This is a genomic window from Polaromonas sp. (assembly GCF_036676035.1).
Lineage (GTDB): Bacteria > Pseudomonadota > Gammaproteobacteria > Burkholderiales > Burkholderiaceae_C > Polaromonas.
The window spans coordinates 50,917-74,661 of record NZ_JAKFDR010000112.1 but is presented as its reverse complement, the minus strand read 5'-3'; the positions used below and the strand labels follow the sequence as shown (position 1 = coordinate 74,661).

Sequence of the window (23,745 nt, the reverse complement as noted above, 5' to 3'; positions counted from 1 at the left end):
AGACACGCAATGCGATTCACAAGCACACGACGCCTGCTGCTGGCCAGCAGCATCACCATGGCATTGACATTGGGCAGCGGTATGGCGCACGCCCAGCAGAACGTGGTGTTCTGGTATCACTTCGACAACCCCGAACAAACCAAAATCATGGATGGCCTGGTCAAAGACTTCGAAGCGAAGAACAGCGGCATCACGATCAACGCACAAAACGTTCCCTGGAATAGTTACTACGACAAGTTGTTCACGTCCGTCATCGGCGGCAAAGCGCCCGACGTGGCCATGGTCAAGCTTGCCCAGCAACCCCAACTGGTCGAAATGGATGCGCTGGAGCCCATCGACCGGCAGATCAACAGCTGGGCCGGCAAGGCCGACGTGGCCAACAACCTGTTCGAGATCAACAAGGCCACCAACGGCAAGCAGTACTACCTGCCACTGCAGTATGTGGTGGTCTACCTCTACTACCGTGCAGACCTTTTCGCCAAAGCCAAGCTCACGCCGCCGGAGACCTGCGAGCAGTTTCTTGATGCCGCGAAAAAGCTGACTGTGCCCGCGTCCGCCAATAATGGAACGCCACAGTATGGTTTCGGCATGCGCGGCGGCAAAGGAGGCCAGGACAACTGGGGGCCCTTCGTGCTGTCACAAGGCGCACTGAATGGCACCGACATCACCAAACCCAAGGTCATTGCCGCCAACTCCTGGTATGTGGACCTGTTCCGCACGCACAAAGTGTCCCCGCCTTCTGCCCCCAATGACGGCTTCAACGAGATCATCAGCTCATTCAAGTCCGGTCAGACGGCGATGATGATGCACCACCTTGGCTCCGCCAACAGTCTGGTTGCCACGCTCGGCGACAAAGTGTCCGCCGTGCCGGTACCGGCCTGTGGCGGCCAGCGCTGGACCTACTTCGGCGATGAATCCACAGCGCTGTTCAAGACCTCCAAGGTCAAGGACGCAGCCTGGAAATGGATGGCGTTCTTGAGCGAAGGCGAGAACAATGCCAAATTCGTGCAGGCCACGGGTCAGATGACCATCACCAAAAGCGCTGCGGGCAAGGTCCAGGCGCCCCAGCGCTTCATTGCCGCAACCGCCAACTCCCTGCCATTTGCGAAACCTTTACCTGCCGTTCCGGAAACGGCCGATTTCGTTTCGACGGTCTGGCCCACGAACATGCAGCGCGCCATGACGGGAGAGATCACGTCAGCCCAGATGATGGGTGCGATTGCCAAACACTTCGCCCCGCGCTAACTGAGAGTGAGCGCACTGAAGTGCAGCGCGAGATCCTCGGGATCTCACGCTGCACTTCTCCTTGGACCTTGCCGGACTGGCGAGCCACCTCGGACAACGTTTTCAATAGTTCCTACCTGAGAGCACCATGCCAAGACGCTTCAAGGGGCATTTACTGCCCTACGCTTTGCTGTCCCCTGCCGTTATCGCCACGCTGGTTCTGGTGTTCTATCCCATGTTCCAGGCAGCCATCACAAGCCTGTATCGCAACGTGCTGTGGAGGCCTCGCGATGTGGCTTTCATCGGGCTGGACAACTACTTGGCGATCCTGAACGATCCGGTCGCGTGGTCGTCCCTGGGCCGCACAGTCCTGTGGATCGGGATAACGGTGCCGCTACAACTGCTGCTCGGATTGTGCACCGCCCTGCTGCTCAACCAGCAGTTTCGCTGGCGAGGCCTTGCGCGCAGCCTGATCCTGATTCCCTGGGCCTTGCCCAGCGTGATCATCGGCCTGATGTGGTCGTGGATATACCACCCACAGGCCGGCGTACTGAATGACCTGGCGCTGCGGCTGGGCCTGCTGCAAGCGGCAGTGCCCTGGCTGGCCAATCCGGACACGGCGCTGTACTCAATCATGGTGGCGCTGATTTGGCAAGGCTTTCCGTTTTTCGCCATCATGATTCTGGCCGGCCTGCAAACCATCCCCGCCAACCTGTACGAAGCTGCGTCCATTGATGGCGCCACCACCTGGCAGAAATTTTGGGAGATCACCCTGCCAGGCCTCAAGGGCGTGCTGGTAACTGCCGTGATGCTGCGCCTGATCTGGGTGGCAAACTCGATTGACGTGATTTATGTGATGACCGGCGGCGGCCCCGGCTATGCCTCGCAGACGCTGCCGCTCTATGCATTCAAACGCACCTACGCGAGCATGGACTTCGGCTACGGGACGGCCCTCGCCGTGACCTTTTCGATCCTGCTTTTTGGCCTGATCGTGCTCTATTTGCGCCGCGCGGGTAAGGACCTCGAATAATGCAACGCCACAAAACCACCCTGCTGCACCGTTTTTTGACGCTGCATCTTCCCATGGCCCTGATCGTGCTGTTTGCACTGGGCCCCTACTTGTGGATGCTGCTGACCTCGGTCAAGCCAGAATCCGAGTTATTCAGCGCGCAGCGCACCCTGCTGCCGCACGCCGCCACACTCGAAAACTATGTGCGGCTGCTGACCAAGACCTCGTTTCTAACCAACATCGGCCACAGCCTGATCGTGGCGCTGGGCACGGTGGTTCTGGGCCTGTCGCTAAGCCTGACAGCCGCTTACGCGTTCTCGCGCTTTCGCTTTCCGGGCCGGCGCCTGCTGATGATGAAGTTCCTGCTGATCAACATGTTTCCGCTGATCTTGCTGATCATCCCGCTGTTCATCATCATGCGCAAACTCAATTTGCTGGATACCCACCTGGCCCTGATTCTGGCGCACTCAACTTTCTCGGTCCCCTTCGCTACCTGGATGATGATCAGCTACTTCAACGCCATTCCACGCAGCCTGGACGAGGCCGCCATGGTGGACGGCTGCAGCGCGATGGGCGCCATGGTACGGGTGGTTTTGCCGCTGACGCTGCCAGGCGTCATTGCCACGGGCATCTACATCTTCATCACTTCATGGAACGAGTTTCTCTACGCATCGGTACTGGCTGGCCAGGAAGTACGCACGCTCACCGTTGCGGTGCAGACCCTGATTGGCGAATACGAAATCGCTTGGGGTTTGCTGACGGCGGGCGGCGTGGTGGGCGCGCTGCCGGTCACGCTGCTCTTCATGCTGATCCAGAAACGGCTGATCTCCGGCATGACGCAAGGCGCGGTTAAGGGCTAAGGCACGCCAGGCTACGGCGCGACAGGATCTGCACCCATTTACTCACGCCAGCGCGCACTGGCTCATTTACCAAGGAAAGCAACATGAGCAACCCGATAGGCATCATTACGATGCAACACCAACGTCCTTTCACAGCGAAGGAACTTCCCCAACTGGCGAAATGGAAAACGGCTGGCTTCGACTTCGTCGAAATGCTGGTTCCTGAAGCCGGTGAAATTGACCTGGCACTAGCCCGACGCGCACTGGCCGACGAAGGCCTGGGCGTCGTGCTGGCCGCCCGCGTCAATCTTGACCGCAACCTGTGTTCTGACGACAACGGCAAGCGACAGGCCGGCCTGGACTACCTCGCCTATTGTGTCGAGGCCGCCAGTCAACTGGGTGCCTCGATGGTCGGCGGACCGCTTTATGGCAACCCTTTGGTATTTGCCGCCCGCGCTCCGCACCCTGTGAGCGAGAGCCTGCGCCAGCAACGCACCGAGTGGGCTGTTGAAGGCCTGAAAAAAGCTGGGGACCTAGCCGCCAAAGCCAAAGTACGCTTTGGTGTCGAGCCGCTGAATCGATTTGAGACCGATATTCTGAACACCACTCGTCAAGGCATCGCGCTGGCACAGCTGGTGGACCACTCAGCCGTGGGATTGGTTCTGGATACCTTCCACATGAACATGGAAGACGATGACATTCCCGGCGCAATCCGCGCTGCCGGCAAGCATTTGCTCCATTTCCAGGCCAACGAAAACCACCGTGGTTACCTCGGGACTGGCCACATCGAATGGACGCCCGTGGTACGTGCGCTGGCCGACATCAACTACACCGGCACGATTTCCCTGGAGCCGTTCCGCCGCAAGGATGAGCGCATTGGCATTCCGTTTGCCCAATGGAAAGCACCTTCGAACGACGAGCAAGGCGAGCTGGCCGCCGCGTGTTCATTCATTAAAAACCTGATCAAACTCAATGGAGGCCGCGTATGACGCGCCGTGTCGTATGGGTCGGCTGCGGCCGACACGCTGAACAAATGCTGCTGCCGCAGCTTTCCCGCCACGATATCGAGCTGGTCGGCGTCTGTGACATCAACCCGGAAGCAGCCAAGGTGGTGGCCCGGCGCTATGGCGTTCAGCATGTGACCACTGACTACAACGAGCTGCTCGCGCTGCCCAACATTGATGTGGTCGGCATGGCTGCCGGCCCGGCCCAACACCGCGACATCTCCATCGCCGCGCTGCAGCGCAATATCAATGTGTTCATGGAAAAACCATGCGGAGCTTCCGCGGCAGACGCCGAGGCCATTCAGGCTGCCGCGCATGCCGCCGGCAAGATCGTCGCCGTAGGCTTCATGAAGCGCTATTCCACAGCCAATCGCATGGCCTACAACGTGGTCAAGTCCCCGGAATTTGGACGAGTCGCTGCGTTTTTCGGCGAGTACATGACGGCGCCAACCTATTTCACCGGCAACGTCGATTACACCGGTTTTTACCTGCACCACTGCGTGCACTACATGGACCTGGTGCGCTACTACGTAGCGCCGGTCACCAGCGTGACCGTGTTTCGCAACGAGATCGAGGCCGGCAAGCAGGTGTTGCATGTACATTTCGGCTTTGAAAACGGCGCCATTGGCACGGTGGTCATGGGCACTCTGCAGTCACGCGGCACGCCTGTTGAACGCATCCAGGTCATGGGAGACCAGCGCCGGGTGGAAGTCAATGGCGTGATCGAAGTCAACTACTTTCGAAACCCACCCTTCAAAGCGGATGACCCGGCTGCCAGTCTTAGCGACGGCGTGGACACGCTGTCCTGGAAGCCCAACTTCACCGCCGCCGCCAACGAAGACTTCAAGGGCTACAACGCCCTGTTCGGCGCATTTTTCGCGGCACTGGACGGCCAGGCCAGCGACTTACCCACCATTGACGACGGTGTACGGGCCATGCATGTGCTGGAGGCCGTCGTGCGCGGCATCCAGAACCCCGGCAAAACCATCACACTGGCAGCTCGCTGAGCATGGGCTGTCATTCAAAGGAGAACGGTCATGTCTGAGCTAAGCCTGCGCCAAGTCAAGAAAAATTATGGCAGCGTCCCCATCATTCACGGTGTCGACCTGGAAATCAACAGTGGCGAGTTTGTGGTGTTTGTTGGACCCTCGGGCTGCGGCAAAAGCACCCTCATGCGCATGATCGCCGGTCTGGAGGAAATCAGCGACGGCGAGGTCTCGATCGGTGGCAAGATCGTCAACGACCTGCCACCCCGTGACCGCGACATTGCCATGGTGTTTCAGGACTATGCGCTGTACCCCAACAAGAGCGTTTTTGAAAACATGGCCTTCGGCCTGCGGATCCGAAAATCACCGCTGGAGGATATCCGCCGACGTGTTGCGCAAGCTGCAGAAACCCTTCAGATCACGCACCTGCTGGATCGGCTCCCCAAGGCCTTGTCGGGCGGGCAGCGCCAGCGCGTGGCCATGGGCCGGGCCATGGTGCGAAAACCCAAGGTATTCCTGTTTGACGAGCCGCTGTCCAACCTGGATGCGCTGCTACGCAACCAGGTGCGCGCGGAAATCAAGAAGCTGCACCAGCGCGAAGGGGGCACGGTGGTCTACGTGACGCACGACCAGGTTGAGGCCATGACACTGGCAGACCGCATTGTGGTACTGCAGGCTGGACGCATCATCCAGGTCGGCACGCCTGACGAGATCTATCATCAGCCCAAACACCGCTTTGTGGCAGAGTTCACCGGCTCACCACCGATGAACCTGTTCGAAGTGAAAGTCGTCCGCAAAGAGGGCGACTGCGCAGTCGTTCTGCCCGACGGCACGGAGTTGCCGCTAGCCGCCGCGCAAGACGCGTTGTGCCTCAAGACCTCCTCCGATACGGTGGTTTTTGGCATTCGACCCGAAAACCTGGTGAGCACTAGCGAGACAAGCCATCCGCAATGGAAAACGCTATCGCTGGAAGTAACGCTGGTAGAGCCGCTGGGGGCCGAGAATGTGGTGCATCTGGCGCTGGGCGACTACGACCTGATCGGACGCTTCCAAAACGATCTGCGACCTGTGCAAGGTAGCCGCCTGAATGTAGCGCTGAACCCCAAAACGCTGCATTTCTTCGACCCGGCTACGGGTCAGGCACTCATACACGGCCAGCCCGCCAACTCAACAGCTCAATAGCGCCTCATCAAGCAGCTCCACCCAGTGCTTGACCGGTGTGCGGGTGCCGCTTTGCAGGTGCGTGATGCAGCCAATATTGGCCGAGACAATCACCTCGGGCTGCATGGCCTGCAAATGCCCCAGCTTGCGGTCGCGCAGCTCGTAGGCGATCTGGGGGTGGAGCACCGAGTAGGTGCCGGCGGAGCCGCAGCACAGATGGGCCTCACTGCTGGCCAGCTGGATCTCAAAGCCCAGCTCACCCAGGTATTTCTCGATGCCGCCGCGCAGTTGCTGGCCATGCTGCAGCGTGCAGGGGGGGTGCAGCGCCACCTGCCCGGCCTGGGCCGTCACCTGGCCGCGCAGTTTTTCTGACAGTTCGGGCAGCAGCTCGCTGAGGTCTTTGGTGAGCTCGCTGATGCGCGCGGCTTTGGCGGCGTAGGCCGGGTCGCCCCGCAGGATGTGGCCGTATTCCTTGACCGTGACGCCGCAGCCCGAGGCATTCATGACCAGGGCCTCCACCCCCGCTTCGATGTAGGGCCACCACGCGTCGATGTTGGCGCGCATCTGCGCCTTGCCACCCTCGTGATCGTTCAGGTGAAACTTCACCGCGCCGCAGCAGCCAGCGTTGCGCGCAACCACGGTCTGGATGCCCGCGGCATCGAGCACGCGGGCCGTGGCGCTGTTGATGTTGGGCATCATCGACGGCTGCACGCAGCCCGCGAGCATCAGCATCTTGCGCGCATGTTCGCGTGTGGGCCAGATGCCGGCATCTTGGGGAGCCGGCACCTTGTTCTTCAGTGTTTCCGGCAGCAGGCCACGCACCGCCTGGCCCAGCTTCATGGCCGGGCCGAACAGCGGAGACGGCAGGCCCTCTTTAAGCGCCCAGCGCAACGCCTTCTCGCCGGCGGGGCGCGGCACTTTCTCGTCAACGATCTTGCGCCCGATGTCGACGAGGTGGCCATACTGCACGCCACTGGGACAGGTGGTCTCGCAGTTGCGGCAGGTCAGGCAGCGGTCCAGGTGCAGCTGCGTCTTGCGTGTCGGCGTTTCGCCTTCGAGCACCTGCTTCATCAGGTAGATGCGGCCGCGCGGGCCGTCGAGCTCGTCGCCCAGCAACTGGTAGGTCGGGCAGGTGGCGGTGCAAAAGCCGCAATGCACGCACTTGCGCAAGATGGCCTCGGCTTCGATGCCTTCGGGCGTGTTTTTGAACTCGGGGGCGAGGTGGGTTTGCATGGTCAGAAGTCAGCGTACATCCGGCCGCGGTTGAAGATGCCCGCAGGGTCGAATTGTTTCTTGAGCTCGCGGTGAATGCGGTCCAGCGGGCTCTTCAATGCATCAAATCGGGCTGTAGCCGGCGTGGAATTTGCGTCATCAGCTATGAAAAGCGTAGCGTGTCCGCCGACTAATGCAACTGTCTGGCGCAGGCGCTGCGCGTCTGAAGCGTCGGCCCGAACCCAGCGCTGCGCGCCATGCCATTCGACCAGCGGCGGCTCGGGCAGGTCCAGCACCGGCGCGGTTTGCGGCACCGACAGGCGCCAGAGGTCGCCGCCCTTGCCGCTCTGCCCGCGCGCCAGAAACCACGGCAGCTGCTGGTCGCGGCACAGGGTCCAGTCGGGCGCCACTGCCGCGTTGTCCTGTCGCTCGCCGCCCAGCGTGCGGCACGCAGCCTCCACGGCCGCCACCGCCCCGCGCAGGCGCAAGTAGAGCGTGCGGGTGCCATCGACGTCGACCCAGCAGCTCGCGTTCAGCGGCAGCGGCTGGCCACCCCAGGCGTTGAGCTTTTGCAGGGCCTCGGCCTGGCTCATCTCGAACTTGAGCGTGGCCTCGGCTGGCGCCACCGGCAGCACCTTGAGGCTGACCTCGGTGATCAGCCCCAGCGTACCCATAGCACCCGCCATCAGGCGCGACACGTCGTAGCCCGCCACGTTTTTCATGACCTGGCCGCCAAAGGTCAGCAGCTCGCCTTTGCCGTTGAGCAGTTTCACGCCCAACATGTAGTCGCGCACCGCCCCGGCGCTGGCGCGGGCCGGACCGCTCAGGCCCGCAGCGACCATGCCCCCAACCGTGGCATGGCCCCCGAAATGCGGCGGCTCAAACGGCAGGCACTGGCCGCTGCCAGCCAGCAGGGCTTCCAGTTCGGCAAGCGGGGTACCCGCAGCCACCGTCACGACCAGCTCGCTGGGCTCGTAGGCCGTGATGCCCTGCAGCGGCGTGGTGTCCAGCAGCTCGCCGACCAGGGTCTGGCCGTAAAAATCCTTGCTGCCCCCGCCGCGGATGCGCAGCGGCGTGCCGGCCGCCGCCGCGGCCCGGATGCGCTCGCTGATCTGCTTGATCCCGTCAGGAAGTGTTTCCATAGCCACCATGGTAATGGCGCCGGACGGCCTGCGTTTTGATCTTTTTGCACAAGCGCTGTTCGATTTTTTCGCCACCACGCGGCTGCAGGGCCATGGTGGCCACGTTCAATCGCTGAAAAAATTGACCGGCAGGCCTGGCGTGTCCACGCGCATGGAAAACACGCAGCCCGACAGTGGGTAGGTCTGCAGCTCCTGCGCCGGCCGCTTGTGGCGGGCGCTCGTCAGGTAAAGCGTTTGCAGGTCATCGCCGCCAAAACAGACCATGGTCGGGCACGGCACCGGGGCCGCGATATCGGCCAGCAACTGCCCGGTTGGGCTGAACTTGAGGACGCGCATGCCCTCGAACATGGCCACGTAGTAGTTGCCCAGGGCATCCACCGCCGCACCGTCGGGCCGGCCCCCGTAGCCCGGCTGGCCAAATTGCCAGCCGTCGGGCTTGCTCGGGAATTGCATGAACACGCGCTGGTGCGCCATGGCATTGGTCTGGGCATCCCAGTCCCATTGGTAAATGATGTGCCTGGGGGTATCGGCCCAGTAAACCGTCCGGCGGTCGGGCGACCAGGCCAGGCCGTTGGCCGTCAGCGCACCATCGGCCTTGAGCTCCACCTGCGCCGGGCGGCCATCGCGACGGTTGCGGCAGTCGAGCGAATACAGCGCCGCTTTGGGTGCATCCTTGGGCTCGTAAACGGTGCCGGCCCAGAATCGCCCCAGAGGATCGCATTTGCCGTCGTTAAAGCGGGTGGTGCGGGCGTCGTAGTCAAAGTGCGCCAGGCTGTGCAGCTCACCTTGCCATGCCTGGCTGCGGAAAATTTCATCGCGCAAGGCCACCACCAGCCCGCCGCCCGCCACCGGCGCGATACAGCCAACCTCCTGCGGCATGGCCCAGCGCTCGACGCTGCCCATGAAGACGTTGGCCCGGTGAATCTGCCGGCCCAGGATATCGACCCAGTACAGCATCTGCTCCTGCGGATGCCAGAACGGGGATTCACCCAGCTCGCTGGGCTGGTCACAAACAATCTGCCAGGACATGCTCTGCTTTCATGGTGGTACGTCAACCCGATTGTCGCCGCCCGGTGGCTCGTCAAGAAACAAAAAGAACAGCCTGCTGACTTGCGCCAGCAGGCTGAACATCCAAAGGAAACCTTGCTATCCCGATCTATCTATGGATCGATCAAGGGCTGGTTATCCGTTAAAAGCGCTTAGCGGCTGTAGGCCGACTCGCCATGGGAGGTGATGTCGAGGCCTTCGCGCTCGTGTTCTTCGCTCACACGCAGGCCTATCGTCAGGTCCACCACTTTGTAGGCAATAAAGGACACCACGCCGGACCAGACAATGGTCAGCAGCACGGCCTTGGCCTGCACCCAAACTTGTGAGGCGATGGAATAGTCTGCGGCCGTGATCATGCTGGCCGTGACCCAGTCCGCCACATAGCCGGGGCCGCCCAGGCTGGGGGAGTTGAACACACCGGTCAGCAAGGCCCCCACGATACCGCCGATGCCGTGCACGCCGAACACGTCGAGCGAGTCGTCTGCACCCAGCAGCTTCTTCAGGCCGTTGACGCCCCAGAGGCAGGCAAACCCGGCGACCAGGCCGATCACCAGGCCGCCGCCGATACCGACGTTGCCGGCAGCGGGCGTGATCGCCACCAGACCGGCGACGGCGCCCGACGCAGCGCCCAGCATGGACGCCTTGCCGCGCATCAGCGCTTCACCCACGCACCAGGCCAGCACGGCTGCAGCAGTGGCGGCCAGCGTGTTGATGAAAGCGAGCGCGGCGAAACCGTTGGCTTCGAGGGCCGAGCCGGCATTGAAACCAAACCAGCCCACCCACAGCAGCGAGGCGCCGACCATGGTCAGGGGCAGGCTGTGAGGCGCCATGGATTCCTTGCCGTAGCCAATCCGCTTGCCAACCAGGAAGGCGCCGACCAGGCCGGCCACGGCGGCGTTGATGTGCACCACGGTGCCGCCCGCAAAGTCAAGCGCGCCCCACTGCCAGATCTGGCCGGCCTTGCCGGTCATCGCATCGACCACTTCCTTGGAGGTGTAGGCGTCCGGGCCCATCCAGAACCACACCATGTGGGCCATGGGGGCGTAGCTGAAGGTGAACCAGATGACCATGAACATCAGCACGGCGGCGAACTTGATGCGCTCGGCGAAGGCGCCGACGATCAGGCAGCAGGTGATGGCGGCAAACGTCGCCTGGAAAGCCGCGAAGACGATTTCAGGAATGACCACGCCCTTGCTGAAGGTGGCAGCGTTGGCAAACGTGCCGGCCGCGTTGTCCCAGACGCCTTTCATGAACAGTCGGTCAAAGCCGCCGACATAGGCATTGCCTTCGGTGAAGGCCAGGCTGTAGCCGTAGATGAACCACAGGACCACGATCATCGAGAAGGTCACCATGACCTGCATCAGGACCGACAGCATGTTTTTGCTGCGCACCAGCCCGCCGTAAAACAGCGCCAGGCCCGGCACCGTCATCAGGATCACGAGCAGGGTCGACACCAGCATCCAGGCGGTATCGCCCTTGTTGGGAACTGGCGCCGGCGTCGCTGCGGCAGCAGCGGGCGCGGCGGCGGCCGCAGGGGCCGGCGTGGCCGCAGCAGGCGCTGCTGGTGCAGCCGCTTCGGCGGGTTTGGCCTCGGCCGGGGCTGATACGGCAGGCGCGGCCGGGGCCGCAGCAGGGGCTTGCGCCAGCACGGCAGCGCCTGTGCCCAACAAGCTCAGTCCCAGAGCCAGGGAAACAAGGATTTTTTTCATGTCAATATTCTCTTTTAGGGTTATGCCTTACAGCGCTTCCTTGCCGGTTTCACCGGTGCGGATGCGCACAACTTGCTCCAGGTTGTAGACAAAGACCTTGCCGTCGCCGATCTTGCCGGTCCGGGCCGCGCCCTCCACCGCTTCAATCACGCGATCCACCAGATCGTCGGACACGGCGGCCTCGATCTTGACCTTGGGCAGAAAGTCCACCACGTACTCGGCGCCGCGGTACAGCTCGGTATGGCCTTTCTGGCGCCCGAAGCCCTTGACTTCGGTCACGGTGATGCCTTGCACGCCAATGCCGGACAGTGCTTCGCGCACCTCGTCCAGCTTGAACGGTTTGATGATGGCCGTTACGAGTTTCATTTCAGGTTTCCTCCAAGGATGGTTAGGGGAGCGGACGACACAGTGTGCCGCTCCTGCCGCATTACAGTTACAGGGTTTTTGTCAGGGTGACCAGGAGCGCGTTTTTGTTCAGGGAGCGGGTCTTGTCGCCCACGGTGTAATTGAAGGCGGCGTTGTTTTTCTTGCTGGCCCCCTGGATGGCACCGGTCAAGGCCAATCCATCGCCCAGATCGTAGGTCGCGCCTATGCTGTAGTCGCTGAAGTCGGGGGTTCCAGCGTTATTGACCGCGCTCTTGAACATGGTCTTGCCCACCGAGGCCTTGAGCGTGAGCTTGGGCATGACTTCCTGGGCGTAGGCCAGGTTCAGGTAGCCCGTACCACGGCCGTCAGAGGTGGTGTAGCCCGTACCGAAGTAGCCTTTGGAGACCGTGTGGAAATACTTCGCGCTAAAGGGGCCGTAGCCTGCACCCGCATAAAGCTCAGCGGTGTTGGCCTTGGTCGCACCCGGGTAGAGGTAGGTAATGGCCCCCAGGTCAAAGCCGACATCCCCTGCGGAAAACTTGTAGCCGCCGTAGAGATCGACTTCCAGGTGGGCTTTCTTGCCGGCGGGGTCCAGAAAGCGCACCGTGGAGTTCCAGTTGCCCACATAAAACCCGCTGGCGTGCGCATAGTCCACGCCGCCTTGCAGGGCGGGCTTGATCATCGATGTGCTGGCGGTGTACTGATCCTGGCCGCGGAACTTGTAGTTGCTGGTCAGGGAGATGTTGAAGGACAGCGGGGATGCAGCCTCTGCGGCGGCAGGCGCTGCCGGTGCAGCCGTCTGAGCAAAAGCGCTGCCAGACAGGATGAGTGCTCCAACGATGGCAACCTGTACGGGGATACGTTTCATATGAGCTCCGGGTGGTTGAATGGACAAAGCCTTCAAGCACGGAGCGTGCCAAATTTGCCACCCCATTGGCTTCAGGTGCACCCAAGCCCGGCCTGCCGCGTTACCCTGTATAAATAAGCACTGCAAAAACAACCAGATGCGCCAAAACAGTGCGTTTCCATGCACCGAACAGGCATGCACCTGAACAGGGAGCGATCACAATGAGCTTGTCTTTGGTGCATAGCCGTGCCTTGCTGGGCCTCAAGGCCCACCCGGTCTGTGTCGAGGTGCATCTGGCCAACGGGCTGCCCAGCTTCACGCTGGTCGGGCTGGCCGAGACCGAGGTGAAGGAAGCCCGCGAGCGGGTGCGCTCGGCCATTCAGAACACCGGGCTGGAGTTTCCGGCGAACAAGCGCATCACGGTCAACCTCGCACCGGCCGACCTGCCCAAGGACTCGGGCCGCTTTGATTTGCCGATTGCGCTGGGCATCCTGGCCGCCAGCGGGCAAATTGACGCCCGCAAGCTGGAGGGCTATGAGTTTGCCGGCGAGCTGTCACTGGGCGGCGACCTGAGGCCGGTTCGCGGCGCACTGGCCATGAGCCTGGCGCTGGCGGACGCCGCCGCAGGCCACCAACCCCGGCTGGTATTGCCCGAAGGCAGTGCCCAGGAAGCCGCACTGGTGCCCGATGCCCGGATTTACCGCGCCCACCACCTGCTCGATGTGGTCCGGCAGTTCCTGCCCGGTGACGCGGCGCCCGAAGCGATGGCCGGCTGGGCGCAGGTCACGCCCACGGCGCGGCCTCAATACCCTGACTACCCCGATCTGGCCGACGTGAAGGGTCAGGCCGCCGCCAAGCGGGCCCTGGAGATTGCCGCCGCCGGAGGCCACAGCGTGCTGATGATGGGCCCGCCGGGCTCCGGCAAGTCCATGCTGGCGCAGCGTTTTGCGGGCCTGCTGCCCGCCATGACCACGCAGGAGGCGCTGGAAAGCGCGGCCGTGGCTTCGCTGGGCGGACGTTTTTCGCTGGCCAACTGGGCGATCCGGCCGACCGGGGCCCCGCACCATACCGCCAGCGCCGTCGCACTGGTCGGCGGCGGCTCACCCCCGCGGCCCGGCGAAATCTCGCTCGCGCACCGGGGGGTCCTGTTTCTGGATGAGTTGCCCGAGTTCCCGAGAGCCGCGCTGGAAGCCCTGCGGGAGCCGCTGGAGTCAGGCACCATCACCATCTCGCGCGCGGCGCACCGGGCGGAGTTTCCGGCGCGCTTTCAGCTGGTCGCCGCCATGAACCCCTGCCCTTGCGGCTACCTGGGCTCCAGCCTGCGGGCCTGCCGCTGCTCACCCGACCAGGTGTCGCGCTACCAGGGCAAGCTCAGCGGCCCGCTGCTGGACCGGATTGACCTGCATGTCGAGGTCGGCGCCCTGGCCGCCGATGAGCTGCTGCGCACGCCCCCAAGCGAGAGCACCGCGAGCATCCGGGCCCGCGTCGTCACGGCGCGCGAACGCGCAATGGCCCGCCAGGGCAGCACCAACCAGGCCCTGGAAGGGCCGCACATCGACACGCAGTGCGAGCTCGATGAGGCCGCTGCCAAATTCCTGAACACCGCCGCCGCACGCCTGGGCTGGTCGGGCCGCAGCATTCACCGCTGCCTGAAGGTGGCGCGAACCATTTCCGACCTGGCCGGCGCCGCCACGGTGCAGCTCACGCATGTGGCTGAGGCCGTGCAGTACCGCCGCGCGCTCAAGGCGACGCACTGAGCTGAATGAGCGGCCATTTACTTGCGGGCCGGGAAATCGACGATGTAGCCGTTCATCGGCAGGGCTGCGCGGCGTTCACCGGGTGCGGGCAGCGGCGTGAAAACGACCTTGCCCTGATCCGTCACATCCTGCGCCACGCCGATGGCCTTGAAGGCATCAATGGCGTAAGGCAGACCCTGCGAAGACAAAGGCCCCATGCCATCCGACACATGAAAATGCAGGTGCGGACCGGTGGTGTTGCCGGAATTGCCCAGCAGCGCCAGCACCTGGCCGCGCTTGACGCGGTCACCCACACGCACCTTCAGCGAGCCTGGCTGCAGGTGCGCGTAGAACGCGTATTGCCCATTCGCCAGCTGGAGAATGACGTGGTTGCCGGTCACGTTCTGCATGGTGGTGTCGGTCGGCAAGGCATTGGCCACCCGCTCGGGCAAACCGTCGAGCACGGAAGCCACCTTGGCGTCCGCGACGGCAATGGCGTTGAGCCCGTAGGTGGGCCAGTTCTGGTTCTTGGTCGGGTCACCATTGTTGATTTGCTGGTGATCGTCCATCCTGATCCAGTCAATCGCAAAGCGCTGGCTCACGAACAGGGTTCCGTTCACAGGTATGCCGGCACGCCGGTGTGGCGCTTCGGTGCAGCAGCCATTGAAAGCGATCCAGCCCCGGCCCTCCAGGGGCGGGCCGATCAGCACCGACGGCTTGGCACTCACCGTCGCGCCACCGCCGGTTTGCGTGGTCTCGACCGGCGCGGCCGAACTGCTGACCCCGGGCGCGTTGAGCCGGGCCTCAGGCGCGACGGTCACCACGCGGTGGGACAGGGTTTTGGGTATTTTTTGCCCCGGTTTGATCACCACATCGATCCAGAAAAATCCGGCTTGCGCCGGCTCCAGGCTGTCTGCCGCCGCCCCGCCGATCAGTGAAAACGCAGGCTTCACGTTGGCGCCCGAAACCGTCGCGAGCACCCGGCCGGACGCGCCATCGAGCACCTCGAGCGAAGCCAGCCTGACCGCATTGGGGCGCGCATTGGTGACCTGCAGCTCGTAGTCCAGGTGAATCAAGCCATCGGCGCCGCGAAACGGGACAGGACGCGAAGCCGCCGACAGCAGCACCGGCGTGGCCTGGTCATTGGCGCCGGCATAAGCCAGCCCGGCCAGGTCGGCCTTGCGGTCTGCGGCAAGGGCCTGCTGGCTGCCAAGAAGAATCATCAACGCAATATGAAAGAGTCGCATGCCACTCCCTCCTTTTGGGGTAGCGGCATCATGCCCCAGGCTTTGTCGCAGGGCAAGTTCAGGGGCCGCAGGCCGATGCACCGACTGTCAGTGCGGCAATCGGTTTTCCCTGGCCAAAACACCCAGCCTATGGAAAAGGAAAAGGGCGCCAGGCAAGGCTGATTACAGCTTTGCCTGGCGCCCCGGCGTGTGCGGCATCAGTTCTTTCTGTGCGCATCCGGCGCCGCCGTCTGCGTGGGGGCAGGCGCCGCGACAGGTTTGGGGCCGTAGCTCACACCGCTGCTCGTGCGAAAACCGGCCCCCTCGAGGGTGACCTGGCTGCCAACGCTGGGCGCTTGCGACACCTCGATCACGCGGCGCGAGCCATCGTCCATGCGCACACCGACCTGGTAGACGGTTTCTTTCTTCACATGTTTCTCGACGGCGTTGCCGGCAAAACCGCCGCCCACCGCGCCCAGAATGGTGGCCGCCGTGCGCCCACTGCCGCTGCCAATCTGGTTGCCCACCACCGCACCCAGCACGCCACCGGCCACGGCGCCAACGCCACTGGCGGGTGCGCTGCGTTCAATCGGGGTCACGGACTCGACCGAGCCGCACACCTGGCAGACCTGTACCGCCGGACGGGGTGAAGGGGCGGGTGCCGCGCCTGCATTGGCGGGTGCTGGCGTCGGCACTGGCTTGGGCACGGGCTTGACCACTTTCTTGCTCGCTTCAGGCGCCGGCTTGGCGGGCGCCGCCACCGGTTTTTCGACCAGGTCGTCGGCCGCGCTGGGCGCTGCGGCGGGCTTGGCGGTCTGCGGTGCAGCCACGGCCACGGTGCTGGTACTGGCAGCCGGCGTCTGGGCTTGCTGCTGGTTGTAAAGCATGGTGCCGCCCATGCCCAGCACGGCCACGCCGAGGATACCGACGGCGGCCCACAACGGTTTGTTGCCTGACGGAGCGCTCTGCTGGCCGGGCTGGAGATTGTCGGTAGCTGTATTCATGGCATGTTCCCTTCCTGATTTAAATGGCGATGCAGACGATGCAACACGCAGGTGGCAAACTCATGGATCGCACCTGCTTATTGTTATCAAACGCCCGAGTCGCGTCAAAGGTACACAGCGGGCATCCCGGCTGCGTGTCATTTTGTAAATACGACCCCTTCACGGTAAACGCGGCGTAAAGCTGCATCAAGCCGCGTGGAGCCGGCCTCACAGGTTGGGGGCCAGCAAGCGCTGCAACTCCGCCGCCGTGGTCCCGCGCCGCTGGGCCAGGTCCTGCAGCTGGTCGTCGCCAATCTTGCCCACGTTGAAATAAGTGCTTTGCGGGTGGCTCAGGTAAAAACCGCTGACGCTGGCTGCCGGCGTCATGGCCAGGCTCTCCGTCAGCGCCATGCCCACTTCGTCGGCTTTAAGCAACTCAAACATGTCTTTTTTCACACTGTGGTCGGGGCAGGCCGGGTAGCCGGGGGCGGGGCGTATGCCCTGGTATTTTTCGGCAATCAGCGCTTCACTGTCCAACGACTCCGCCGGCGCATAGCCCCAGAGGTCGGTGCGCACGCGCTGGTGCATGCCTTCCGCAAAGGCCTCGGCCAGCCGGTCGGCCAGCGCCTTGAGCATGATGGACGAGTAGTCGTCGTGGTCGTCGAGGAAGTACTTTTCCTTCTTCTCGGCGCCCAGGCCGGCGGTGACGGCAAAGACCCCGATGTAGTCGGCGATTCGGTCACTTTTTTCAGTGCCATTTTGGCCTGTAGCCGCCGCAAAACTTGCACGGGCAGCTATCAATTCAGGAGCAAGTAGTTTGGGCGCCACGAAATCGGCCAGGCAGCGGCTGGGGCGCATCACGCCGTCCACGGCGGTTTTTTCAGCCTGCTGGCGCAGGCCGTACCAGGTCATGGCCACCTTGCTGCGCGACTCGTCGGTGTAGATCTCGATATCGTCACCCACGCTGTTGGCCGGGTACAAACCAATCACGCCGCTGGCGGTGAGCCAGCGCCCCTCGATCAGGCGCTTGAGCATGCGCTGCGCGTCGGCATACACGCGCACGGCCTCGGCGCCCACCACCTCGTCTTTCAGGATCGCCGGAAAGGCGCCGGCCAGGTCCCAGGTCTGGAAAAATGGCCCCCAGTCGATGAAGGGAACCAGCTCGTTCAAGTCGAAGTTTTTGAAGACGCGGCGACCAATGAACTTCGGGCGAGGCGGGGTGTAATGGACCCAGTCGATCGGCGTCTTGTTGGCGCGCGCCTTCGGCAAAGGCCACATCGGCGTCTGCTTCTTGTTGGCGTGCTGGGTGCGCACCTTTTCGTAGTCCGCGTTCAACTCGGCTATGTATTTGGCGGCCTGATCCGACAGCAGGCTCTGCGCCACGCTGACGCTGCGCGAGGCATCGGGCACATAGACCACCGGGCCTTCGTAGTGGGGCGAAATCTTGACCGCGGTGTGCACGCGGCTGGTGGTGGCGCCGCCAATCAGCAGCGGAATTTTCTTGATGCGGAAATGCTCGTCCTTCTGCATCTCGCTTGCTACGTACTGCATTTCTTCCAGGCTGGGCGTGATCAGGCCCGACAGGCCCACGATGTCGGCGCCCTCGACCTTGGCGCGCGCCAGGATCTCGTGGCAGGGCACCATCACGCCCATGTTGACGACTTCAAAGTTGTTGCACTGCAGGACCACGGTCACGATGTTCTTGCCGATGTCGTGCACATCGCCCTTGACAGTGGCGATGATGATCTTGCCCTTGGTCTTCACGTCGCCGCCGGCGGCCTCCAGCAGCAGCTTTTCGGCTTCGATATAAGGCAGCAAATGCGCCACGGCCTGCTTCATCACGCGGGCGCTTTTGACCACCTGCGGCAAGAACATCTTGCCCTGGCCGAACAGGTCGCCGACCACGTTCATGCCGTCCATCAGCGGGCCCTCGATCACGTGCAGCGGGCGGCCACCACCGGCCTTGATGGCCTGCCACATCTCTTCGGTGTCTTCGATGATGAATTCGTTCATGCCGTGCACCAGCGCATGCGACAGACGCTCGCGCACCGGCAGCGCACGCCATTCGTTTTTCTTGCTGTCGTCCTTGGCGCCGCTTTTCGCACTCTCGGCGACTTCAATCAGCCGTTCGCTGGGTGTGAGTTCGGGCTCGCCCGGCTTGTAGCTGGGTGCGCGGTTGAGCACCACGTCTTCGACGCGCTCGCGCAGCGTCGGCTCCAGGTCGTCATAGACGCCGACCATGCCGGCATTGACGATGCCCATGTCCATGCCGGCCTGGATCGCGTGGTAGAGGAACACGGTGTGGATCGCCTCGCGCACCGGGTCGTTGCCGCGAAAGCTGAAAGACACATTGGACACGCCGCCCGAGACCTTGGCGCCGGGCAGGTTCTGCTTGATCCAGCGCGTGGCGTTGATGAAGTCGACCGCGTAGTTGTTGTGCTCCTCGATGCCGGTGGCAATGGCGAAGATATTGGGGTCGAAGATGATGTCTTCGGGCGGGAAGCCGACTTCATCGACCAGCACGCGGTAGGCGCGCTCGCAGATTTCGATCTTGCGCTCGTAGGTGTCGGCCTGGCCTTTTTCGTCGAAGGCCATCACGACGGCCGCCGCGCCATAGCGCTTGAGCAGCTTGGCCTGGTGCTTGAAGGGCTCCAGCCCTTCCTTCATCGAGATGGAGTTGACGATGCCCTTGCCCTGGATGCAGCGCAGGCCGGCCTCGATCACGCTCCACTTGGAGCTGTCGATCATGATGGGCACGCGGGCGATGTCGGGCTCGCTGGCAATCAGGTTCAGGAAACGCACCATGGCGGCCTGGCTGTCCAGCATGGCCTCGTCCATGTTGATGTCGATGATTTGCGCGCCGTTTTCGACCTGCTGGCGTGCCACGACCAGCGCCTGCTCGTACTCGCCGTTCAGGATCATGCGGGCGAAGGCCTTGGAGCCCGTGACGTTGGTGCGCTCGCCAATGTTGACGAACGTGGCTCTTGGGGACAGACCTTCAGCTCTGTCCCCAACTGAATAGGCGACACCGATGCTGACCGGCTCCAGGCCGGACAGTTTCATGGGGGGAACAGCAATGGGGTCTTGAATTTCGGACATGCACTCACCTTGGAACAAAGGTGAGCGTCGTTGCAAAGGGCTCCATGAAGAAACCCGGTCTACCCAAGCCTGACGAAACAATGGTTTCGCTGCAACGCTCCTTGAGTAGCCCCTATTTTAATAGGACTCCGGCCATCAAGTCCTGACCACGGCTTTTAACGGCCTTTAACAGCATTTACGCCGCTTCCTGGTAAAAAATGTGACGCAGGCGTGGCGCCTTCGGTGCCACCGCCTGGTGAATCGCGCCAATATGCTCGGGCGTGGTGCCGCAGCAGCCGCCCACGATATTGACCAGGCCTTCATCGGCAAACTCGCGCAGCAGGCGCGAGGTGACGTCGGGCGTCTCGTCAAAACCGGTGTCGCTCATGGGGTTGGGCAGACCGGCGTTGGGGTAGCAGCTGATGAAGGTATCGCCCGCCACCCGCGCCAGCTCCTGGATATAGGGGCGCATCAGCGTCGCGCCCAGCGCGCAATTCAGGCCGATGGCCAGCGGCTCGGCATGGCGCACGCTGTGCCAGAAGGCGGTGACGGTCTGGCCGCTCAGGATGCGGCCCGAGGCATCGGTGACGGTGCCGCTGATGATGAGCGGCAGGCGCTCGCCTGAATTTTCAAAAAACTCGTCGATCGCAAACAGGGCCGCCTTGGCATTGAGCGTGTCGAAAATGGTTTCGACCAGCAGCACATCGCTGCCGCCTTTGACCAGCGCCTCGGTCTGCTCGTAGTAGGCCTTGCGCAGTTCTTCAAAATTGGTGTTGCGTGCGCCGGGGTCGTTCACATCGGGGCTGATGCTGGCAGTTTTGGGCGTGGGGCCCAGCGCACCGACGACAAAGCGCGGCTTGTCGGGCGTGGAGAACTTGTCGCAGGCGGCGCGGGCAATGCGGGCTGACGCGTAGTTCATCTCGACCGCCAGCTCGGCCATGTCGTAATCGGCCTGCGCCACGGTGGTCGCGCCAAAGGTGTTGGTTTCTATCATGTCGGCGCCGGCTGCCAGATAGCCCTCGTGGATGTCCTGGATCACGTCGGGGCGCGTCAGGCTCAGCAGCTCGTTGTTGCCCTTCACATCCTTGTGAAAATCCTTGAAGCGTTCGCCGCGGTACTGGGCCTCGTTCAGCTTGAAGCGCTGGATCATGGTGCCCATGGCGCCATCGAGGATGGCGATGCGTTGTTCCAGAATGGCAGGCAGTTGCTGGGCGCGGGTGTAGATGGGCTGCTTCATGGCTGCATTTTAGGATGACCTCGCTTAAACCAGGAAATCACGGGACAATTTCCCGACGGACCACCGAACGCAGCGAAGGGCCGCCCCGAGCCAAGTTCAGCCCCCTCGGGGGCATCCTTCGATACCTCAGGACGAACGGAGGTATGGCAAGCGCGAAGGCCACCGTGCGCAGCGCAGGGCCGCCCCAAGCAAGCACAGCCCCCGAGGGGCTGACGCCCGCGGCTCCAAGCCTGCCTGCGCAGGCTTGGACGGGCGGAAGAGCCGCCGCGTCTCGCGGCAGCACGTCCAGAGAGCTACACGAAGTGCGCGAACGTGGGGGCTCAATCTTCCCCGACAATAAGGGCTATTAGCCGAACCGAGCCATGAAAAACCTCCAACCCCAAGAAGCCTGGACCTGGCTGCAGGCGAACCCTGATGCATTGTTTGTGGACGTGCGCATGGAAATCGAGTCGCTGTATGTAGGCCGCCCGCCCGGCGTGGTCAATGTGCCCTGGTACGAGTACCCGGACCTGCAGCCCGACCCGCAGCGTTTTGCCGAGGCCGTGGTCCGCGAAGCGCAGGGCAAGGGCCAGCCGGTGCTGCTGATCTGCCGATCCGGCAAGCGCACACTGGATGCCGGCAAGGCGCTGGAAGCCGCCGGCTTCTCGGATGTGCAGCATGTGGTGCACGGCTTCGAGGGCGAACTCGACGCGCAGTTTCGTCGCTCCACGCTGTCGGGCTGGCGCTTTGACGGCCTGCCCTGGGAGCAGATGTAGCCCACGCCGCTGCTTCACATCAAACAGGGCTCTTGTCCTTTCTGAATATGCACCAGCAGCTATTGTTTTGATAGTGAAAAACCGCCAACCCCGAACCCCCTTCCTGCCTTGTCCACCGCCACACCCCACCCCACTCCGCTAGACATCCTCGGCCAGGTCTTTGGCTACGACAGCTTTCGCGGCCCGCAGGAAGCCATCGTCAACCATGTGGTGCAAGGCGGCGATGCGCTGGTGCTGATGCCCACCGGCGGCGGCAAGTCGCTGTGCTACCAGATCCCCGCGATTGCACGGCAAAACGCCGGGCATGGCGTGACGGTGGTGATCTCGCCGCTGATTGCGCTGATGCACGACCAAGTCGGCGCGCTGCATGAGGCCGGTGTGTCGGCCGCCTTTCTGAACTCCACCCAGAGCTTTGAGGAAAGCAGCCAGCTTGAAAAGCTGCTGCTGCGCGCCGAGCTGACCCTGCTGTACGCCGCGCCCGAGCGCATCAACACGCCGCGCATGAAGGACCTGCTGCGCTCGCTGCACGAGCGCGGCCTGCTGAGCCTGTTTGCGATTGACGAGGCGCATTGCGTGAGCCAGTGGGGCCACGACTTCAGGCCCGAGTACCGCAGTCTGAGCCTGCTGCACGAAACCTTTCCCGATGTGCCGCGCATCGCCCTGACGGCCACCGCCGACGCGCTGACGCGCCAGGACATGATTGAGCGGCTCAAGCTCGAGGATGCCCGTGCGTTTGTCAGCAGCTTTGACCGGCCCAACATTCGCTACACCATCGTCGAAAAAGCCGATCCGACACGCCAGCTGCTGCGCTTCATCGAGGCCGAACATGAAGGCGAGGCCGGCATTGTGTACTGCCAGTCCCGCAAGCGGGTCGAGGAAATCGCCGACATGCTGCAGGACGCCGGCCTGAAGGCGCTGGCCTACCACGCAGGCCTGGACGCCGCTGTGCGCCAGCAGCGGCAAGACCGTTTTTTGCGCGAAGAAGGCGTGGTGATGGTGGCCACGATTGCCTTTGGCATGGGCATCGACAAACCCGATGTGCGCTTTGTCGCCCACCTGGACATGCCTAAAAACATCGAAGGTTACTACCAGGAAACCGGACGCGCCGGACGCGATGGCCTGCCCGCCAACGCCTGGATGGCCTACGGCCTGCAGGACGTGGTGAACCAGCGCCGCATGATCGACACCAGCGACGCGGCCAGCGAAGAGTTCAAACAGGTGATGCGCGGCAAGCTCGACGCGCTGCTCACGCTGGCCGAAGACACGCGCTGCCGCCGCGCCGCCCTGCTCGCCTATTTCGGCGAGGAGCTGGCAAGCGCGGAGGCGATACCCACAAACGTGGGGGCCAGCGAACGCAGCGAAGGGCCGTCCCGAGCAAGTTCAGCCCCCCCGGGGGGCAGCGCAGCACACGCAGTGGCAAGCGTGGGGGCCAAAGCTTATTGCGGTAATTGCGATAACTGCCTTCAACCCCCAGCAGTGTGGGACGCAACAGAGGCTGCACGCAAGATGCTCAGCTGCATCTACCGCGTGCAGCAAGCCAGCGGCATCAGTTTTGGTGCAGGCCATCTCATGGACATCCTGCGCGGCAAACCGACCGAAAAAGTCTTGCAGCACAGCCATGACAAGCTCAGCACCTTTGGTATTGGCGCCGACCTCGCCGAGGTTCAGTGGCGCGGCGTGCTGCGCCAGCTGATCGCCAAAAGCATGGTGCGGGTCGATCCCGACGCCTTTAACACGCTGCAGCTGCTGCCCGGTGCGCGCCAGGTGCTCAAGGGCGAGGTCAGCGTGATGCTGCGCGAGCAGGCCCTGGGCGGCAAGGCCGACCGCCGCAAAAACAGCACCAGAAAAGGCACCAAGACCTCCGTCAAGGGTCTGGCCGAAGCCTCGCTCAACGCCGGCGCGCTGGAGCGGCTGGCCAGCCTCAAGGCCTGGCGGGCCGAGGTGGCGCGCGAGCACAACCTGCCGGCTTTCGTGATTTTTCATGACGCGACGCTGCGCGCCATCGCCGAGCGGGCGCCGCTCAGCCTGCACGACCTGGAAGGGATCAGCGGGATCGGGGTCAAGAAGCTGGAAGCTTATGGCAACGAAGTGATTCGGGTCTGCGCGGCGGGCTCTTAGTCAAATCAGCCTTTAGCCACCGCCAACATTGATCAATCAGCTATTTAATTGATAGCTGATTGTGTA

At 63.0% G+C, this 23,745-nt stretch carries 19 protein-coding genes and 1 riboswitch; of the genes, 9 read left to right on the top strand and 10 right to left on the bottom strand.

Going from position 1 to position 23,745, the window contains the following annotated elements:
- The first annotated feature begins 9 nt into the window (after positions 1 to 9).
- From V6M61_RS16255 to V6M61_RS16230, 6 genes are all read left to right on the top strand, one after another.
- Positions 10 to 1,245: an ABC transporter substrate-binding protein gene (locus V6M61_RS16255; RefSeq protein ID WP_332777625.1), complete on the top strand. Its 1,236-nt coding sequence runs from the start codon at positions 10 to 12 to the stop codon at positions 1,243 to 1,245.
- 127 nt (positions 1,246 to 1,372) lie between these two features.
- A complete protein-coding gene (locus V6M61_RS16250) occupies positions 1,373 to 2,254 on the top strand; it encodes a carbohydrate ABC transporter permease (RefSeq protein WP_332777624.1) in 882 nt (293 codons plus the stop codon).
- Positions 2,254 to 3,093 carry a carbohydrate ABC transporter permease gene (locus V6M61_RS16245; protein ID WP_332777623.1) on the top strand — a complete coding sequence of 280 codons (840 nt, stop codon included), beginning with the start codon at positions 2,254 to 2,256 and terminating at the stop codon, positions 3,091 to 3,093. Before V6M61_RS16250 ends, V6M61_RS16245 begins: the two co-directional genes overlap by 1 nt.
- Positions 3,094 to 3,176: 83 nt before the next feature.
- The gene (locus tag V6M61_RS16240) at positions 3,177 to 4,061 is read left to right on the top strand and encodes a sugar phosphate isomerase/epimerase family protein (RefSeq protein ID WP_332777622.1); all 885 of its coding nucleotides are present in this window, start codon (positions 3,177 to 3,179) and stop codon (positions 4,059 to 4,061) included.
- The gene (locus tag V6M61_RS16235) at positions 4,058 to 5,083 is read left to right on the top strand and encodes a Gfo/Idh/MocA family protein (RefSeq protein ID WP_332777620.1); all 1,026 of its coding nucleotides are present in this window, start codon (positions 4,058 to 4,060) and stop codon (positions 5,081 to 5,083) included. Before V6M61_RS16240 ends, V6M61_RS16235 begins: the two co-directional genes overlap by 4 nt.
- Before the next feature lie 30 nt (positions 5,084 to 5,113).
- Positions 5,114 to 6,244, top strand: coding sequence for an ABC transporter ATP-binding protein (locus tag V6M61_RS16230; protein ID WP_332777619.1), 1,131 nt, complete (start codon positions 5,114 to 5,116; stop codon positions 6,242 to 6,244).
- Here the strand turns inward: V6M61_RS16230 and glcF are convergent.
- The 6 genes from glcF to V6M61_RS16200 all read right to left on the bottom strand — a co-directional run bounded on the left by glcF (position 6,230) and on the right by V6M61_RS16200 (position 12,567).
- Positions 6,230 to 7,456, bottom strand: a complete 1,227-nt coding sequence (gene glcF / locus V6M61_RS16225) for a glycolate oxidase subunit GlcF (RefSeq protein WP_332777618.1) — start codon at positions 7,454 to 7,456, stop codon at positions 6,230 to 6,232. The two genes, V6M61_RS16230 and glcF, sit on opposite strands and share 15 nt — an antisense overlap.
- Positions 7,457 to 7,458: 2 nt before the next feature.
- Complete coding sequence (gene glcE / locus V6M61_RS16220) at positions 7,459 to 8,577, bottom strand: glycolate oxidase subunit GlcE (RefSeq protein WP_332777617.1); 1,119 nt, start codon at positions 8,575 to 8,577, stop codon at positions 7,459 to 7,461.
- Between the two features lie 105 nt (positions 8,578 to 8,682).
- Entirely contained in the window at positions 8,683 to 9,606 is a 924-nt protein-coding gene (locus V6M61_RS16215; protein WP_332777616.1) for an SMP-30/gluconolactonase/LRE family protein, read from the bottom strand.
- Positions 9,607 to 9,776: 170 nt separating this feature from the next.
- On the bottom strand, positions 9,777 to 11,333 hold the full coding sequence (amt, locus tag V6M61_RS16210) for an ammonium transporter (RefSeq protein ID WP_332777615.1): 1,557 nt from the start codon (positions 11,331 to 11,333) through the stop codon (positions 9,777 to 9,779).
- Between the two features lie 27 nt (positions 11,334 to 11,360).
- Positions 11,361 to 11,699, bottom strand: coding sequence for a P-II family nitrogen regulator (glnK, locus tag V6M61_RS16205; protein WP_007873831.1), 339 nt, complete (start codon positions 11,697 to 11,699; stop codon positions 11,361 to 11,363).
- 67 nt (positions 11,700 to 11,766) lie between these two features.
- Positions 11,767 to 12,567, bottom strand: a complete 801-nt coding sequence (locus V6M61_RS16200) for a TorF family putative porin (RefSeq protein ID WP_332777614.1) — start codon at positions 12,565 to 12,567, stop codon at positions 11,767 to 11,769.
- 200 nt (positions 12,568 to 12,767) lie between these two features.
- Here V6M61_RS16200 and V6M61_RS16195 point away from each other — a divergent pair, with 200 nt between their 5' ends.
- Entirely contained in the window at positions 12,768 to 14,303 is a 1,536-nt protein-coding gene (locus tag V6M61_RS16195) for a YifB family Mg chelatase-like AAA ATPase (RefSeq protein ID WP_332777613.1), read from the top strand.
- 17 nt (positions 14,304 to 14,320) lie between these two features.
- Here V6M61_RS16195 and V6M61_RS16190 read toward each other — a convergent pair whose 3' ends face one another.
- From V6M61_RS16190 to V6M61_RS16175, 4 genes are all read right to left on the bottom strand, one after another.
- On the bottom strand, positions 14,321 to 15,529 hold the full coding sequence (locus V6M61_RS16190; RefSeq protein ID WP_332777612.1) for a M23 family metallopeptidase: 1,209 nt from the start codon (positions 15,527 to 15,529) through the stop codon (positions 14,321 to 14,323).
- Between the two features lie 197 nt (positions 15,530 to 15,726).
- A complete protein-coding gene (locus V6M61_RS16185; protein ID WP_332777611.1) occupies positions 15,727 to 16,512 on the bottom strand; it encodes a glycine zipper 2TM domain-containing protein in 786 nt (261 codons plus the stop codon).
- Between the two features lie 207 nt (positions 16,513 to 16,719).
- The gene (metH, locus tag V6M61_RS16180) at positions 16,720 to 19,590 is read right to left on the bottom strand and encodes a methionine synthase (RefSeq protein ID WP_332777610.1); all 2,871 of its coding nucleotides are present in this window, start codon (positions 19,588 to 19,590) and stop codon (positions 16,720 to 16,722) included.
- Between the two features lie 15 nt (positions 19,591 to 19,605).
- Positions 19,606 to 19,699, bottom strand: a riboswitch (S-adenosyl-L-homocysteine riboswitch).
- 66 nt (positions 19,700 to 19,765) lie between these two features.
- Positions 19,766 to 20,806, bottom strand: a complete 1,041-nt coding sequence (locus tag V6M61_RS16175; protein WP_332777609.1) for a homocysteine S-methyltransferase family protein — start codon at positions 20,804 to 20,806, stop codon at positions 19,766 to 19,768.
- Positions 20,807 to 21,168: 362 nt separating this feature from the next.
- Here V6M61_RS16175 and V6M61_RS16170 point away from each other — a divergent pair, with 362 nt between their 5' ends.
- Together V6M61_RS16170 and V6M61_RS16165 are read left to right on the top strand one after the other, a co-directional pair.
- The gene (locus V6M61_RS16170) at positions 21,169 to 21,561 is read left to right on the top strand and encodes a rhodanese-like domain-containing protein (protein ID WP_332777608.1); all 393 of its coding nucleotides are present in this window, start codon (positions 21,169 to 21,171) and stop codon (positions 21,559 to 21,561) included.
- 108 nt (positions 21,562 to 21,669) lie between these two features.
- Entirely contained in the window at positions 21,670 to 23,679 is a 2,010-nt protein-coding gene (locus V6M61_RS16165; protein ID WP_332777607.1) for a RecQ family ATP-dependent DNA helicase, read from the top strand.
- Positions 23,680 to 23,745 lie beyond the last annotated feature (66 nt).

Coding starts and splice junctions, on each gene's coding strand:
- V6M61_RS16255 (WP_332777625.1), top strand. CDS start 10: ATGCGATTCACAAGCACACGACGCCTGCTGCTGGCCAGCAGCATCACC.
- V6M61_RS16250 (WP_332777624.1), top strand. CDS start 1,373: ATGCCAAGACGCTTCAAGGGGCATTTACTGCCCTACGCTTTGCTGTCC.
- V6M61_RS16245 (WP_332777623.1), top strand. CDS start 2,254: ATGCAACGCCACAAAACCACCCTGCTGCACCGTTTTTTGACGCTGCAT.
- V6M61_RS16240 (WP_332777622.1), top strand. CDS start 3,177: ATGAGCAACCCGATAGGCATCATTACGATGCAACACCAACGTCCTTTC.
- V6M61_RS16235 (WP_332777620.1), top strand. CDS start 4,058: ATGACGCGCCGTGTCGTATGGGTCGGCTGCGGCCGACACGCTGAACAA.
- V6M61_RS16230 (WP_332777619.1), top strand. CDS start 5,114: ATGTCTGAGCTAAGCCTGCGCCAAGTCAAGAAAAATTATGGCAGCGTC.
- glcF (WP_332777618.1), bottom strand. CDS start 7,456: ATGCAAACCCACCTCGCCCCCGAGTTCAAAAACACGCCCGAAGGCATC.
- glcE (WP_332777617.1), bottom strand. CDS start 8,577: ATGGAAACACTTCCTGACGGGATCAAGCAGATCAGCGAGCGCATCCGG.
- V6M61_RS16215 (WP_332777616.1), bottom strand. CDS start 9,606: ATGTCCTGGCAGATTGTTTGTGACCAGCCCAGCGAGCTGGGTGAATCC.
- amt (WP_332777615.1), bottom strand. CDS start 11,333: ATGAAAAAAATCCTTGTTTCCCTGGCTCTGGGACTGAGCTTGTTGGGC.
- glnK (WP_007873831.1), bottom strand. CDS start 11,699: ATGAAACTCGTAACGGCCATCATCAAACCGTTCAAGCTGGACGAGGTG.
- V6M61_RS16200 (WP_332777614.1), bottom strand. CDS start 12,567: ATGAAACGTATCCCCGTACAGGTTGCCATCGTTGGAGCACTCATCCTG.
- V6M61_RS16195 (WP_332777613.1), top strand. CDS start 12,768: ATGAGCTTGTCTTTGGTGCATAGCCGTGCCTTGCTGGGCCTCAAGGCC.
- V6M61_RS16190 (WP_332777612.1), bottom strand. CDS start 15,529: ATGCGACTCTTTCATATTGCGTTGATGATTCTTCTTGGCAGCCAGCAG.
- V6M61_RS16185 (WP_332777611.1), bottom strand. CDS start 16,512: ATGAATACAGCTACCGACAATCTCCAGCCCGGCCAGCAGAGCGCTCCG.
- metH (WP_332777610.1), bottom strand. CDS start 19,590: ATGTCCGAAATTCAAGACCCCATTGCTGTTCCCCCCATGAAACTGTCC.
- V6M61_RS16175 (WP_332777609.1), bottom strand. CDS start 20,806: ATGAAGCAGCCCATCTACACCCGCGCCCAGCAACTGCCTGCCATTCTG.
- V6M61_RS16170 (WP_332777608.1), top strand. CDS start 21,169: ATGAAAAACCTCCAACCCCAAGAAGCCTGGACCTGGCTGCAGGCGAAC.